The following is a 14,056-nucleotide window of genomic DNA, read 5'->3' on the forward strand; positions in this document are numbered from 1 at the left end:
CAGCTAGCCCCGGCCGGCGCCCGCACCGCAGGCGGGGGGGCCGCGCGCGGGGTGGGGGGCCGGGGCGGGGGCGGGGCTGCGCGGCGCCGGGGGCCCCGCCGGGGGATCCTGAAGGTGGGGTGGGGTTTGGGTGGGCGTGGCGGGAGGGGGGGGGGGGGGGGGTGGGGGGTTTTGGTTGGGGGGGCGAGGTAGGGGTGGGGGCGGGGGGGGGGGGTGGGCGAGTGAGGCCCCCCCCAAACACCCCCCCCCCCCCCCCGCGGTCGCGGAAATGACTCTCGCCGGGTCGTACCCGGCGCCACAGATGCGTCGGCGCGCCAACAAAAACGCCCGGCGCGCGGCCAGGCGTTCCTGCACTACCTTGAAAGCAGAAGCTTACGCCACCGTCGACGCCCGCAGCGCGGCGATGCGCTCTTCCAGCGGCGGGTGGCTCATGAACAGCTTCTTGGCCGTCGAACCGGAAATGCCGAAGGCGGCAATCTGGGTCGGCAGCGTGCTCTGGCCATGGTTGAGCTGCAGGCGCTCCAGCGCGGCGATCATCTTCTGGCGACCGGCCAGCGAGGCACCGCCGGCATCGGCGCGGAACTCGCGGTGGCGCGAGAACCACATCGAGATCATCGTGGCGAACAGGCCGAACACCATCTCCAGCACGAACACGATGATGTAGTAGGCGAACCCACGGCCGCCGCCTTCGCGGTTGCCCGACAGCGCGCTGTCGATGATGCCGCCGACCACGCGGGCCAGCACGATCACGAAGGTGTTCAGCACACCCTGCAGCAGCGCCATGGTAATCATGTCACCGTTGGCGACGTGGGCGATCTCGTGGCCCAGCACCGCTTCGGCCTCGTCTTCGCTCATGTTGTGCAGCAGGCCGGTGGACACCGCCACCAGCGCGTTGTTGCGGTTGGCACCGGTGGCGAAGGCATTGATCTCCGGGCCGTCATAGACGGCCACTTCCGGCATGCCGATGCCGGCGGCCTTGGCCTGGCGCTCGACCGTGGCCAGCAGCCAGCGCTCGGTCTGGTTGCGCGGCTCGGTGATCACCACCGCACCGGTGGAGCGCTTGGCCATCCACTTGGACAGCAGCAGCGAGATGAAGGAGCCACCGAAACCGAAGATGCCGGCCATCACCAGCAGGCCGCTCATCGAACGCGCGTCCACGCCCAGGATCGACATGACGATGCCGGCCAGGATCAGGACCGCGAGGTTGGTCGCCAGGAACAGGGCAATACGGGTGAACATGGGAAAATCCGGCTCGGAAGGGGTCGATATCCGTCAATTTGCGGTGCGCTCAGCTTGAATTCAAGCGCCAACCTGACCGACGATTCAGCCTGCATGACCGCCATTGTTCCCTGCGGCCGCTTCGCGCCCTCGCCGACCGGCCTGCTCCACCCCGGATCCCTGCTTGCCGCCTTCGGCAGCTGGCTGCTGGCCCGCCACCACGGCGGCCTGTGGCGGCTGCGCATCGAAGACGTTGACCCGCCGCGTACCGTGCCCGGCGCCGCGCAGTCACAGCTGCAGGCACTGGCTGCGTTCGGCCTGGTCCACGACGGCCCGGTCCTGTGGCAGAGCGCTCGAGGCGAGGCCTACCAGGCCGCGCTGGACGTGCTGCTGGCCAGCGACCAGGCCTTCATCTGCCACTGCAGCCGCAGCGAACTGGCTGCCAGCGGCGGCATCCACCACCGCTGCGTTGCGCGGCAACCGCGACCGGACCCCGCCGTCCGCTTCCGCGTGCCACCGGGCAGCGTCGTGCACTTCGACGATGGGCTGCGTGGCCCGCAGCAGCAGGACGTGCATGCCGAAGTCGGCGACTTCGTGCTGCGCCGTGCCGACGGCTGCTGGGCCTACCAGCTGGCGGTGGTGGTCGATGACGCCGCGCAGGGGGTGACCGAAGTGGTGCGCGGCGCCGATCTGCTCGATTCCACCGCGCGGCAGATCCTGCTGCAGCAGGCGCTGGGCCTGGCGGTGCCGCGCTACTGGCACCTGCCGCTGCTGCTCGACGCCCCCGGCCACAAACTGTCCAAGTCGCTGGCGTCGCTGCCGGTGGACAGTACACGGCCGGTGCCGGTACTGCGCGCGCTCTGGCAGCTGCTGGGCCAGGCCCCTGCCGCACTGGACGGCGCCGATGACCGGGATGCGCTGCTGCACACTGCGCAACGGGCATTCGACCCGGTTCGACTGCCGCGGACCGACATCCTGTTGCCGGCCGGCGCACTTTCCACGCCGATGTTGCAGAATCCCCCTTCCCCCACCTGATTCCCGGACAGCACTCCATGACATCTCGCGTCGCACTGGTCACCGGCGGAACCGGCGGCATCGGTACCGCCATCTGCCAACGCCTGGCCGACCAGGGCCACCGGGTCGCCACCAACTACCGCGACGAGGGCAAGGCCCGCGCATGGCAGCAGGCGATGACCGAGCGCGGCTACAACGTGTCGATCTTCCCGGGCGATGTCTCCGATCCAGGCAGCGCCGAGGCGCTGGTGCGTGCGGTCGAGGCCGAGCTGGGCCCGGTCGAGATCCTGGTCAACAATGCCGGCATCACCCGCGACACGACGTTCCACCGCATGCGCGCGGACCAGTGGCACGATGTGATCAACACCAACCTCAATTCAGTGTTCAACGTCACCCGCCCGGTCATCGAAGGCATGCGGCGCCGCTGCTGGGGCCGGGTCATCCAGATCAGCTCGATCAACGGCCTGAAGGGCCAGTACGGCCAGGCCAACTACGCCGCGGCCAAGGCCGGCATGCACGGCTTCACCATTTCGCTGGCCCGCGAGAACGCCGGCTTCGGCATCACCGTGAACACCATTTCGCCCGGCTACGTCGCCACCGACATGGTGATGGCGGTTCCGGAGGACGTACGCGCCAAGATCATCGCCGACATCCCCACCGGGCGCCTCGGCAAGCCGGAGGAAATCGCCTATGGCGTGTCCTTCCTGGTGGCCGAGGAAGCCTCATGGATCACCGGCAGCAACCTGGACATCAACGGCGGCCACCACATGGGCTGGTAAGCCGCGCAGGGGCCGTTGCGGCATGCGCTGACGGCCCCTGCCGATGGTCATGCTGCGCAGCACGCAAACCCTTGCTGCGCAACATGATCGCTGCTGAAAGCCAAGCCTGGCGGGGGCTGGGGCGGTTGCAACCGCTGCTGCACTGCGCCATGCTGCGCGTCTACTGTGACGAGTACCGCTTCATGGCTGCGACCCGCATCATCAAGAAGTATCCGAACCGCCGTCTCTACGACACCGAGATCTCCAGCTACATCACCATCGAGGACGTGCGCCAGCTGATCCTGGACGGTGAAGACTTCGAAGTCCGCGACGCCAAGAGCGGCGACGACCTCACCCGTTCGGTCCTGCTGCAGATCATCGCCGACCAGGAACAGGACGGCGAACCGATGCTCTCGACCCAGCTGCTGAGCCAGCTGATCCGCTTCTACGGCGATTCCCTGCAGGGCTTCATGGGCAACTACCTGGAGCGCAGCATGCAGGTCTTCCTCGACCAGCAGCAGCAGTTCCGCCAGCAGATGGGCAACCTGCTGGGCCAGACCCCGTGGGCGATGATGAACCAGCTGACCGAGCGCAACCTGGAGCTGTGGCAGGAATTCCAGCGCAGCATGGGCAGCGGCTTCGGTGGCCCGCGCCCGGGCGGCACCGGAACGGGAACCGGCAACAGGCCCGGCGAACCCGGCACCGGTACCGGCACCGGCGGCAAGACCCGCCGCTGAGCTGCAGCAACGGCTGATACGGAAACGGCGCGCCCCTGGCGCGCCGTCTTGTTTGGCATCGCGCCAACCGTGCGTCAGCGTTTGGCCTTGCACCCCGTGCACACGCGCTCGACCTTGTAGCCCTTCGCCCTCAGCTTCTCGACCACGCCATCACTGCCCAGCAGGTGCAGCGTGCCGACCACCACCAGCGTACCGCCCTGCCCGGCCTGCAGGTACGGCTGCAGCTTCGGCACCCAGGCATCGTTGCGACCGGTGTTGATGCGCTGGTACAGCTGCGGATACTGCTGGCGCATCTCTGCCGCCATCTTGGTCCACAGCAGGCGCTCGTCGCCGCGACGCCATGCATCATGCAGCAGCCGCGCCTGCTCATCGGCCTTGCCGGCCTGGTCCAGTGCTTCGGCCAGCATCTGCCGCTGTTCCTGCACCGTCATCCCGTCCAGCATGCCGATCTGGGTATCGATATCTTCCAGTCCCGCGGTCTTGCGGCCGGTCTTCTGCGCGCGTTCCATGAAGTGGCGGTCCAGGCCCAGCGCCGGGTCCAGGCCCAGCTTCTGCATCTGCCCGATCGAAATGCTCAGACCGACGAACCACGGCTTCATGCCCTGCATCTGCGCCAGCGGCAACTGGTTCTGGGCAGCAAAGGCCTGCAGCTTCTGCCAGGTGGCCGCATCCAGATCACGCTTCAGCTCGCTGCCATCGGTGCGGGTCGCAGCCTGCACCATGCGGCTGGCCAGCTGGGGCGATTGCATGTCTTCCGGCGACAGTTCGAACACCACCCGCTGCGAGGCTTCGAACGCCTGCTCGACATCGGGCGACAGCGGGTAGTCCTGTGGCTTCAGCAGATGGAACGATCCCAGCAGGTACACGCGTGCATCGCCCGGGCCGGTGACTTTCCACAACAGGGGTACCGGCGGCTTGGCCGCCGTTGCGGCCGCGGCCGCGGCAGGGCTGGCCTGGCCATCGCGGGCCGTGGCCAGTGGCGCCACTGCGCAGGCCGCCAGCAACAGCGCGGTACGGAACAGGTGTTTGATCGGCATGGTCAGCCTTCTCCTTCAGGCAGGTGGTAGGCCTTCTCGCCGGCTTCCACGCGCAGGTCCAACCGGTTTTCCGGCGGCGCCAGCGGGCAGGTCGCGTAGGCGGTGAACGCGCACGGTGGGTTGTAGGCATGGTTGAAATCGATGCGCACCGTGCCGTCTGCAGCGGGGGCCTCGGTATCCAGATAGCGCCCGGCCGGATAGCTGCCGCGGCCGCTGGTGCGGTCGGCGAAGATCAGGAACAGTGGCTGCCCGGGCGCACCGATCGCCTCCAGGCGCCAGCTGCGGCCATCACGTTCGAACTCCACCGCACCGGCATTGGGCATCTCGGTGGTCAGGCCAGTGATGTCGACGATCGGCAAGGTCTTCCCCGGCGGATGCGCGATGAAGCGCGCCTGCACCTGCCAGTCCGCGCCGCCCGGCCAGTACCGCAGGCCGGCGAAATCACGCCGCGCCGGTGCCTCGGCATGCTTGACCCGCAGCGCGTCCCGTGGCCCCCGGCGGATGATGCTGAGCTGGCCCTTGCCGCCATCGAAGGCCAGCAGCGTCGGCTGCGTGTCCTTGTCGGTGTCGACGCGGATGCGGCCACGCACCGGCTGGCCGTCGTGGCTGACATCGACACCGGCTTCAGGCGTGAACCACCACTGCGTCCCGTCGCGACGCAGGAGTCCCAGCCTGTCCGGGCCGACCGACAGGCGGATGCCGTTGGTGGCGCCGCTGCCAACGAAATGGGATTTGTTCTGCAGCCAGTGCAGGCCGACCAGGGCCGTCCAGCCATCGGGCCGGGTCAGGTCCTGGTAGCGCGCTACACGCCATTGCTGCTGCGCGGCCGCGTAGGCCGGATCTTCAGCGACCGTCGGCGCCGGCGGAGTTGCCGGGCTGCAGGCGGCCAACACCACGGCGGCCAGCAGGCCCGCCACTCCCCGATAACGCATCGATGCTCCCCTCAACGTCCGCGCAGGAACCAGCGGTCGATCTCCGCCAGCGAAAAACGGGCCCAGGTCGGTCGGCCGTGGTTGCACTGGCCGGACCGTTCGGTGATTTCCATGTCGCGCAGCAGCGCGTTCATTTCCGGCACGGTCAGGCGCCGGTTGGCACGCACCGCGCCATGGCAGGCCATGGTCGACAGCAGCTCGTCGCGTGCACTGGCCACGCGGCGGCTCTGGCCGTGCTCGCGCAGGTCGGTCAGCACGTCGCGCAGCAGTCCTTCCGGTTCGGCATGCGCCAGCAGTGCCGGAATGCTGCGCACGTGCAGCGACCCGGGGCCGGCCCGGGTCACCTCGAAGCCGAGCGCCGCCAGTGTGTCGGCTTCGCTTTCGGCGGTGTCGGCCTCGCGCTCGCCCACCGCCAGCGTGATCGGCACCAGCAACGGCTGCGACTGCAGGCCGATGCCATCGTGCGCATTCTTCAGGCGCTCGTAGCCGATGCGTTCGTGGGCCGCATGCATGTCGACCACGATCAGGCCTTCAGCGTTCTCGGCCAGGATGTAGATGCCATGCAGCTGCGCGATCGCGTAGCCCAGCGGCGGTACACCCGCGTCGGCACTGGTTACCGGCAACCCGTTCTCGCTCGGCATCGGCGGCAACGCCGCTGCGCGTTCGGCACCGGCCGGCGTGGCATACAGCGCGGCGTAGGCGGCCGGTGCATCGGCCACCTGCAGGCCCAGCGGCTGCTGCGGACGCCAGCCTGAAAATCCGCCACCACCACCTCCCGAGCCGGGCGCAGCCCCACGCACCAGCCCGAACCCCGACGCGCCGGCGCTCGATGCCGTCGGGACGGCGGCGGCGTCCGCCGGATGTGCGGGGCCGGCACCGATCTCCTGCGCCGACATGCCGGCACGGGTATCGGCCAGCGCATCCTTCAACGTGCGATAGACGAAATCGTGGACCAGCCGCGAATCGCGGAAGCGCACCTCGTGCTTGGCCGGATGCACGTTGACGTCGACGCGGGTCGGATCCAGTTCGAGGAACAGCACATAGGCCGGCTGGCGGCCGTGATACAGCACGTCGCCGTAGGCCATCTTCACTGCGTGGGCGACGCTGCGGTCACGCACTGAGCGACCGTTGACGTACAGGTACTGCTGGTCGGCGCTCGCGCGCGAATAATGCGGCTGCGCAATCCAGCCATGCAGGCGCAGGCCGGCGCCGCTGTGGTCCACGCGCACGGCCTGGTTGGCGAAATCCTCGCCCAGCGTTTCGGCAAGGCGTGCATCGGAATACAGATCGCCCGGCTTGTAGCGCCGCGAGGCCTTGCCGTTGTGCGACACGCGCAGCTCGACATCCGGCCGTGCCAGCGCCAGCGAACGCAGCCACTCTTCGATATGGCCCAGTTCGGTACGCTCGGCGCGCAGGAACTTGCGCCGCGCCGGCACGTTGTAGAACAACTCACGCACTTCCACCGTGGTGCCCGGCGCATGCGCGCGCGGGGTCACCTCGCCGATCTTGCCGCCTTCGATCTGCAGTGCCGAACCGTGCTCGTCGTGCGCGCGCCGCGAGCACAGGGTGAAGCGGCTGACCGATGCGATCGACGGCAGCGCTTCTCCCCGGAAACCGAGCGTGGCCACCGATTCGAGATCGTCAAGATCGGCGATCTTGCTGGTGGCATGGCGCGACACTGCCAGTGGCAACTGCTCGGGCGCAATGCCACTGCCGTTGTCGCGGATGCGGATCAGGCGCACGCCGCCCTCTTCAAGATCGATATCAACGCGGCTGGCGCCGGCGTCGATCGCGTTCTCGACCAGTTCCTTGACCACCGACGCGGGTCGTTCGACCACTTCGCCGGCGGCGATCTGGTTGATCAGGATCTCCGGCAACGGCCGGATCGGGCGCGGATGGGTAGCAGACGTCATGCGGGGATGATAACGGAGCGGCCAAGGGTAGAGTCGAGCCATGCTCGACTGACGGGCTACCCGCAAGGCCCAGTCGAGCGCGGCTCGACTCTGCAGAAAGCAGAAACCCGCCTTCGGCGGGTTATTTGCTGCCGCCGGCCATGGTGGCTGCGGCGTCGATCTCGGCCTGCGCGCGGGCGGCATACAACGTGCCCGGCGGCGGTTGGCGGCTGAAGAAGGTGTGCACACCATCCAGCACAGCGCCAGCGACCTTGCGCTGGTAAGCCGGGTCCGTCAGGCGGCGCTCTTCATCCGGATTGGAAATGAACGCCGTTTCCACCAGCATCGCTGGCATGTCCGACGTGCGCAGCACCGCGAAGTTGGCGCGCTCGATGTTCGGCTTGTGGTTGTTGCCGATCCGCTTCAGGCCGCCCAGCACGTGGCCGGCGGCGTCTTCGGACGCCTTCATGTAGCCGCTCTGCGCCAGGTCCAACAGCACATTGGCAAGCGTGCCCTCGGTCTGCTGCAGGCGAACGCCACCGACCAGATCGGCCGCGTTTTCCTTGTCTGCCAGCCAGCGGGCGCGCTGCGAAGAGGCACCCTTGGTCGACAGCACGTACACCGACGAACCCGTGGCCGAACGGTTCTCGGCCGCGTCGGCATGGATCGAAATGAAGATGTCCGCCTTGTTCGCACGCGCCTTCTGCGCACGCATCGGCAGCGGGATGAACACGTCGCTGTCGCGCGTCAGGTAGGCCTTCAGGCCCGGCGTGGCGTTGACCTGGCGGGCCAGCTCACGCGCCACGGCCAGGGTGACATCCTTCTCGCGCTTGCCGGTCGGGCCGATCGCACCCGGGTCCTGGCCACCATGACCAGGATCGATCGCCACCACAAGATGGCGCATGCCGGGCTGCATGCGGATGCGCGATGCATCGCTGGGCATGGCCGGACGCGGCGGCTCGGCCGGCGTCGGCGCCGGTGTAGGGGCCGTTGCCGGCGGCGTGGTCACCACCGCAGCAGTGCGCTGGCCGGCGAGGATTGCAGCCGGCGAGGATGAGGGCGTGCTGCTGGCCGCGACGCCTGCCGCAGCAACCTGGGCCGGCGCGCTGGTCGGTGCGGGGGTCGGCGTGGCGGGTGCGGCGGCGCTGGCGCTGGCCTGCTGCTGCACCTGTGCGGTCAGCAGGGCGGTGGCCCGCGCAGCATCGGTGCGTGACTGCGCGTTCTCGGCCGGCGTGGGCGCGACTGAGCCCCCCGCAGCGGCCGCCTGCGGCTGCACCGCCGGTGGCGTCGCCGGGCGGCTGGTTGTGGCCACGGCAGGGCCATCACCCGGCCATTCGATCACCAGCTTGGATTCATTGCCCTCGCGCTGCATCTGCGGGCGGAACGGCGCCACCGATTCGGCAAGGTCGAACACGACACGGAAAGTGCCCGGGACCGGCTGTCCGGTACGCACCGCCGTGACCACGCCCTGCGCGGCCGGCATCTTCAGGTTGCGTACGGCGCTGGAGTCGGGGAAATCGACCACCAGGCGGTTCGGGCCGGCCAGCGACAGGGTCTTGTAGCCGCCACTGCCGACCAGTGAGATCTCGGCACGGGTGCCGGTCGCGCCGGTGTTCAGCAGCACCTGGCGGACTTCACCCGCCCACGCACTGACGCTCGCCAGACCCAGTCCGACGGCGGCACAGATGGCGATGAGACGGTTCCCCGGGCGCATGGCTCAGGATTCAATCACCGCGCTGAACGGAATGCAACACCTTTTTCCTTAATAATCCGTAACCTGCCGATCTTTGTTCTCGTCAGCCGACAGAAATGGCCTGCAAGTCGCCCCCTTGGGGCAGCCGTTTCAGCCATTCATGTCCAACGTCGCTGGCTCCGGTGAGACGGACACGGCGCCCCTGTCCTTCGATCTCCAGCGCTACCACCAGATCGGTCGGCGGCAGCGCGCCGGCGCCCCGTTCCGGCCATTCCACCAGCCACAGCACCGCGCTGCCCTCGTCCAGGCCTAGGAAATCCAGCTCACCGGCCTGGCCGATGCGGTACAGGTCCAGGTGCCACGCCTCACCGCCACTGGCCAGCGGATAGCGCTCGACCAGGGTGTAGGTGGGGCTGCGGATCGCGCCCCGCACGCCCAGCGCGCGCAGCAGCGCGCGGGCCGTAGTGGACTTGCCGGCGCCCAGGTCGCCGCGCAGTTCGATCAGCGCCTGCGGCGGCCGGGTGGCCGCCAGCCACTGCCCGAGCAGTTCGGTGGCGTCGCTGTCGGCAAGGAAGAAATCGGTCATGGGAAGCATTCCGGGTTGGCCAGTCGCCGCAACGGCGCCAGCAGATCAGTAGGAAGCAGGCCGCGTGCACCGTCAGCGGCAGCCGCGTCGCCGGCCAGCGCATGCAGCAACGCGCCCGCCGCGGCGGCATCGAAGGCGGCCAGGCCCTGCGCACGCAGGCCGGCGATGATGCCGGTGAGCAGGTCGCCCATGCCCCCCACGGCCATGCCGGGATTGCCGGCGGCGATCAACCGGGGCGTTTGCCCGGGCGCCGCCACGATGCTGCCGGCGCCCTTCAACACCACCACCGCGTGGAAACGCTCGGCGAGCGTCTGCGCACAGGCGTAGCGATCGGCCTGGATGTCGCTGGTGCTGCAGCCGAGCAGGCGTGCGGCCTCGCCCGGGTGCGGTGTGAGGACGGCGCCGGGCAAGGCACGCGGATCCTGCGCCAGCAGGTTCAGCGCGTCGGCATCGACCACCAGTGGTCTGGCGCTGGCCAGCACCCGCGCAAACAGTGCGCGTGCCCATTCGTCCTGGCCCAGACCGGGCCCGATCGCCACCACCTCCGCCCTGTCAAGCAAGGCCGGCAGCGCTTCGCCGTCTTCCAACGCGTGGGTCATCGCCTCGGGCAGCCGAGCCAGCAGTGGACCGACGTGGTCGCGGCGGGTGCCCAGGCTCAACAGCCCCGCCCCTGCGCGCAAGGCGGCCTCGGCTGCCATGGCGATGGCACCGCCGCTGCCGTGGTTGCCGCCGACGCACAGCACGTGGCCGGATTCACCCTTGTGGGTATTTGCGCGGCGCGGCGGCAACAGGGCCGGCAACCGTGCCTGCGTCCAGTACTCCACGGCAGGCGACACGCTTTGCCATGCGGCCGCGGGCAACTGCAGGGGTGCCAGGGCCTTGTGCCCGCAATGATCCAGCGCGTCGCCGGTGTACAGCCCGCGATGGGCCACGATGAACTGCAGGGTCAGCGCAGCGCGTACTGCCGCGCCGGGTACCGCACCGCGGTCGGCATCGACGCCACTGGGCACATCCAGGGCCAGCACAGGTGCCGCCTGCGCATTGATCGCAACGATCAGCGCCTGCGCCGCGCCCTCCGGCGCGCGATCGAAACCCAGCCCGAACAGGGCATCGACCCAGAGGTCGGCCTCGGGCAGCGCGCCGTCGAACTCGGTGATGGCGCCGCCGTCGGACCTGAACTCCGATGTTGCACGCTGCGCCAGCGCGGTCGATGGCGCCCGGCCCGGCAGGGCGATCACCCTCACCTCGCGTCCGGCCTGCAACGCGTGGCGAGCCAGCACGAGGCCGTCGCCGCCATTGTTGCCCGCACCGACCACCACGCCGATGCGCTGCGCCTGCGGCCAATGCTGCAGCAGGCACTGCCAGGCGGCCTGGCCGGCCTGCGCCATCAGTCCCCAGCCAGCATCCCCCGCCAGGGTGGACGCCTGGGCATCCAGCGCACGCGCGGCAGCGGAATCGAACAGATCGGCGAGGTTGGCCATGCAGGGATTTTATACTGGTGCGCATGTCCCTCGCCCCCTCCCCCGTCGATCCAGCCCAGGCCGTGCAGCGCATCCGCGAACTGGCCCGCGCGCATGGCTTCCAGCGCTGCGGCATCGCCGGTATCGAGCTCGGCGAGGACGAGGCGCACCTGGCCGACTGGCTGGGCCAGGGCCTGTACGGCACGATGGACTGGATGGCGCGCCACGGCACCCTGCGCGCACGACCGGCCGAGCTGTTGCCCGGCACTGTGCGCGTGATCTCGGTGGGCATGGACTACAGCCACAAGGATGACACCGAAGCGTGGGCGACGCTGGCCGACCCGGGCCGCGCCTACGTGGCGCGCTATGCGCTGGGCCGCGACTACCACAAGCTGATGCGCAACCGCCTGCAGAAGTTGGCCACGCAGATCAACGACGAAGTCGCACCACTGGGCTACCGCGTGTTCGTCGATTCCGCCCCCGTCCTGGAGCGCGCACTGGCCCGCAACGCCGGGCTCGGCTGGATCGGCAAGCACACCTGCCTGATCGACCGCCATGGCGGTTCCTGGTTCTTCATCGGCGAGATCTACATCGACATCCCGCTGCCGATCGATACGCCGGCCACGGCGCACTGCGGCACCTGCACGCGCTGCATCGATGTCTGCCCGACCCAGGCCATCACCGGCCCGCAGCGGCTGGACGCGCGGCGCTGCATTTCCTACCTGACCATCGAACACGACGGCGCCATTCCCGAACAGATGCGCCCGCTGATCGGCAACCGCATCTATGGCTGCGACGACTGCCAGCTGGTCTGCCCCTGGAACAAGTTCGCCAAGCGCACCGACGAAGCCGATTTCCGCGCGCGCAACAACCTCGATACCGCGCGCCTGGACCAGCTGTTCGCCTGGGACGAAGCCGAGTTCCTGCGCCGCACCGAAGGCAGCCCGATCAGGCGCAGCGGCCATGAGCGCTGGCTACGCAACATCGCCGTGGCGCTGGGCAATGCGCCGTCCTCGGCCGAAGCGCTGGCTGCGCTGCAGACCCGCATCGACGATCCCTCGCCGCTGGTGCGTGAACACGTGCAGTGGGCACTGGGCCAGCACACGGCGCGCTGACGTGCGATCCTGAGCCCCCGTTCCGCCCGCAGCACGCCGTTTCCATGCAGCCACGCAACAACGACATCCTCACCCCCAGCCAGCTCAACACCCTGGCCCGCGACCTGCTGGAAGGCAGCTTCCCGGCGATCTGGGTCGAGGCCGAACTGGGCAGCGTGGCGCGTCCTGCCTCCGGACACCTCTACTTCAACCTGAAGGACGCGCGCGCGCAGCTGCGTGCGGCGATGTTCCGGATGAAGGCGCAGTACCTGAAGTTCGTGCCGCGCGAAGGCATGCGCGTGCTGGTGCGCGGCAAGGTGACCCTGTACGACGCCCGTGGCGAGTACCAGATGGTGCTGGACCACATGGAGGAAGCCGGCGAAGGCGCGCTGCGCCGCGCCTTCGAGGAGCTGAAGGCACGGCTGGAGGCCGAGGGCCTGTTCGACCCGGCACGCAAGCGGCCGCTGCCGGCGCACGTGCGACGCCTGGCCGTGATCACCTCGCCCACCGGCGCTGCCGTGCGCGATGTGCTGAGCGTGCTCGGCCGGCGCTTCCCGCTGCTGGAAGTTGACCTGCTGCCGACCCTGGTACAGGGCAGCAGTGCCGCCGCGCAGATCACCCGGCTGCTGCAGGCCGCCGATGCCAGCGGCCGCTACGATGTGATCCTGCTGACCCGCGGTGGTGGTTCGCTGGAAGACCTGTGGGCCTTCAATGATGAAGCCCTGGCCCGTGCGATCGCCGCCAGCCGCACCCCGGTGGTGTCTGCGGTTGGCCACGAAACCGACTTCAGCCTGAGCGACTTCGCCGCCGACCTGCGTGCACCGACGCCATCGGTGGCGGCTGAGCTGCTGGTACCGGACCAGCGCGAACTGGCCCTGCGCGTGCGCCGCACGGCCGTTCGCATGCTGCAGCTGCACCGGCATGCGATGCAACAGGCGATGCAGCGCGCCGACCGCGCCCTGTTGCGCCTGAACGCGCAGAGCCCGCAGGCACGACTGGATCTGCTGCGTCGACGCCAGCTCGATCTGGGACGACGTCTGCATGCCGCGTTCAACCAGCAGCAGGAGCGCCGTGCCGCGCGCCTGCGTCACGCCTCTGCGGTACTGCGTGGGCATCATCCGCAGCGCCAGCTGGACGCGATGCAGCGTCGCCTGACCGCCCTGCGTGGGCGGCCGCAGGCAGCGATGCAGCGTCTGCTGGAGCGCGATGCACTGCGACTGCGCGGACTGGCGCGTTCACTTGAAGCAGTCAGCCCGCTGGCGACCGTGGCGCGTGGCTACAGCATCCTGACCCGCAGCGACGATGGTGCGCTGGTGCGGCGCATCGACCAGGTGCAACCTGGTGACGCCCTGCAGGCCCGCGTCGGCGACGGCGTGATCGACGTGCAGGTCAAGTAGAGGGTTGTTCGGCAGGGCTGCGCCCTGCACCCACAGAGGCTTCAAGCAACGGCCGAAGCAACAGCAAAAGCTGGCATTCCGCGGGTTGGCGGGGCGGTGCCAGAGTGCGGGGACGCCGTAAACCCGTCCATGAAGTGACCCCCGAGACTTGGACGGTGGGGTCAGGCGGCTGCTTGGGCCTGTTCCCGGTACTTTACCGGGCTTAGCCCCTTCAATTTCAATCTGATTCGCTCTTGGT

Annotated in this window: 13 protein-coding genes; 5 read left to right on the plus strand and 8 right to left on the minus strand. The window is 69.1% G+C overall.

Annotated features, from left to right (window positions below):
• Nucleotides 1-372: 372 nt before the first annotated feature.
• Nucleotides 373-1,239 carry a protease HtpX gene (gene htpX / locus WDC87_RS20625; RefSeq protein WP_049415827.1) on the minus strand — a complete coding sequence of 289 codons (867 nt, stop codon included), beginning with the start codon at nt 1,237-1,239 and terminating at the stop codon, nt 373-375.
• A gap of 93 nt (nt 1,240-1,332) precedes the next feature.
• Between htpX and gluQRS the strand changes: the two genes are divergently transcribed.
• The 3 genes from gluQRS to phaR all read left to right on the plus strand — a co-directional run bounded on the left by gluQRS (nt 1,333) and on the right by phaR (nt 3,727).
• The gene (gene gluQRS, locus WDC87_RS20630; RefSeq protein ID WP_111187918.1) at nt 1,333-2,253 is read left to right on the plus strand and encodes a tRNA glutamyl-Q(34) synthetase GluQRS; all 921 of its coding nucleotides are present in this window, start codon (nt 1,333-1,335) and stop codon (nt 2,251-2,253) included.
• 17 nt (nt 2,254-2,270) lie between these two features.
• The gene (gene phbB, locus WDC87_RS20635; RefSeq protein ID WP_088497642.1) at nt 2,271-3,011 is read left to right on the plus strand and encodes an acetoacetyl-CoA reductase; all 741 of its coding nucleotides are present in this window, start codon (nt 2,271-2,273) and stop codon (nt 3,009-3,011) included.
• Nucleotides 3,012-3,193: 182 nt separating this feature from the next.
• Complete coding sequence (gene phaR, locus WDC87_RS20640) at nt 3,194-3,727, plus strand: polyhydroxyalkanoate synthesis repressor PhaR (RefSeq protein ID WP_072168416.1); 534 nt, start codon at nt 3,194-3,196, stop codon at nt 3,725-3,727.
• Nucleotides 3,728-3,801: 74 nt separating this feature from the next.
• On the opposite strand, the gene WDC87_RS20645 is transcribed toward phaR, so the two are convergent.
• The 6 genes from WDC87_RS20645 to WDC87_RS20670 form a co-directional block, all read right to left on the minus strand.
• Nucleotides 3,802-4,764, minus strand: coding sequence for a TraB/GumN family protein (locus WDC87_RS20645; RefSeq protein ID WP_005417757.1), 963 nt, complete (start codon nt 4,762-4,764; stop codon nt 3,802-3,804).
• 2 nt (nt 4,765-4,766) lie between these two features.
• Nucleotides 4,767-5,696, minus strand: a complete 930-nt coding sequence (locus WDC87_RS20650; RefSeq protein ID WP_111007928.1) for a DUF1684 domain-containing protein — start codon at nt 5,694-5,696, stop codon at nt 4,767-4,769.
• Between the two features lie 11 nt (nt 5,697-5,707).
• The gene (gene mutL, locus WDC87_RS20655) at nt 5,708-7,609 is read right to left on the minus strand and encodes a DNA mismatch repair endonuclease MutL (protein WP_061478061.1); all 1,902 of its coding nucleotides are present in this window, start codon (nt 7,607-7,609) and stop codon (nt 5,708-5,710) included.
• A gap of 121 nt (nt 7,610-7,730) precedes the next feature.
• Nucleotides 7,731-9,302, minus strand: a complete 1,572-nt coding sequence (locus WDC87_RS20660) for an N-acetylmuramoyl-L-alanine amidase (protein ID WP_061478062.1) — start codon at nt 9,300-9,302, stop codon at nt 7,731-7,733.
• Nucleotides 9,303-9,384: 82 nt separating this feature from the next.
• Entirely contained in the window at nt 9,385-9,867 is a 483-nt protein-coding gene (gene tsaE, locus WDC87_RS20665; protein WP_072168411.1) for a tRNA (adenosine(37)-N6)-threonylcarbamoyltransferase complex ATPase subunit type 1 TsaE, read from the minus strand.
• Nucleotides 9,864-11,348 carry an NAD(P)H-hydrate dehydratase gene (locus WDC87_RS20670; protein WP_072168412.1) on the minus strand — a complete coding sequence of 495 codons (1,485 nt, stop codon included), beginning with the start codon at nt 11,346-11,348 and terminating at the stop codon, nt 9,864-9,866. The genes tsaE and WDC87_RS20670 overlap by 4 nt, the downstream gene beginning before the upstream one ends.
• A 23-nt stretch (nt 11,349-11,371) precedes the next feature.
• Here WDC87_RS20670 and queG point away from each other — a divergent pair, with 23 nt between their 5' ends.
• Both queG and xseA read left to right on the plus strand, forming a co-directional pair.
• A complete protein-coding gene (gene queG / locus WDC87_RS20675) occupies nt 11,372-12,442 on the plus strand; it encodes a tRNA epoxyqueuosine(34) reductase QueG (RefSeq protein ID WP_061478065.1) in 1,071 nt (356 codons plus the stop codon).
• Between the two features lie 44 nt (nt 12,443-12,486).
• Nucleotides 12,487-13,818 (plus strand): exodeoxyribonuclease VII large subunit, encoded by a 1,332-nt coding sequence (gene xseA / locus WDC87_RS20680; protein WP_252745262.1) that lies wholly within the window; start codon nt 12,487-12,489, stop codon nt 13,816-13,818.
• Nucleotides 13,819-13,979: 161 nt separating this feature from the next.
• Here the strand turns inward: xseA and WDC87_RS20685 are convergent.
• A partial coding sequence (locus WDC87_RS20685) for an IS3 family transposase (protein ID WP_336331325.1) occupies nt 13,980-14,056 on the minus strand: 77 nt, incomplete at its 5' end.

It is taken from the genome of Stenotrophomonas maltophilia group sp. Smal12 (assembly GCF_037079935.1).
Lineage (GTDB): Bacteria > Pseudomonadota > Gammaproteobacteria > Xanthomonadales > Xanthomonadaceae > Stenotrophomonas > Stenotrophomonas sepilia.

What these genes read in the sequence shown, in the direction of transcription:
- htpX (WP_049415827.1), bottom strand. Translation starts at nt 1,239, where the DNA reads ATGTTCACCCGTATTGCCCTGTTCCTGGCGACCAACCTCGCGGTCCTG.
- gluQRS (WP_111187918.1), top strand. Translation starts at nt 1,333, where the DNA reads ATGACCGCCATTGTTCCCTGCGGCCGCTTCGCGCCCTCGCCGACCGGC.
- phbB (WP_088497642.1), top strand. Translation starts at nt 2,271, where the DNA reads ATGACATCTCGCGTCGCACTGGTCACCGGCGGAACCGGCGGCATCGGT.
- phaR (WP_072168416.1), top strand. Translation starts at nt 3,194, where the DNA reads ATGGCTGCGACCCGCATCATCAAGAAGTATCCGAACCGCCGTCTCTAC.
- WDC87_RS20645 (WP_005417757.1), bottom strand. Translation starts at nt 4,764, where the DNA reads ATGCCGATCAAACACCTGTTCCGTACCGCGCTGTTGCTGGCGGCCTGC.
- WDC87_RS20650 (WP_111007928.1), bottom strand. Translation starts at nt 5,696, where the DNA reads ATGCGTTATCGGGGAGTGGCGGGCCTGCTGGCCGCCGTGGTGTTGGCC.
- mutL (WP_061478061.1), bottom strand. Translation starts at nt 7,609, where the DNA reads ATGACGTCTGCTACCCATCCGCGCCCGATCCGGCCGTTGCCGGAGATC.
- WDC87_RS20660 (WP_061478062.1), bottom strand. Translation starts at nt 9,302, where the DNA reads ATGCGCCCGGGGAACCGTCTCATCGCCATCTGTGCCGCCGTCGGACTG.
- tsaE (WP_072168411.1), bottom strand. Translation starts at nt 9,867, where the DNA reads ATGACCGATTTCTTCCTTGCCGACAGCGACGCCACCGAACTGCTCGGG.
- WDC87_RS20670 (WP_072168412.1), bottom strand. Translation starts at nt 11,348, where the DNA reads ATGGCCAACCTCGCCGATCTGTTCGATTCCGCTGCCGCGCGTGCGCTG.
- queG (WP_061478065.1), top strand. Translation starts at nt 11,372, where the DNA reads ATGTCCCTCGCCCCCTCCCCCGTCGATCCAGCCCAGGCCGTGCAGCGC.
- xseA (WP_252745262.1), top strand. Translation starts at nt 12,487, where the DNA reads ATGCAGCCACGCAACAACGACATCCTCACCCCCAGCCAGCTCAACACC.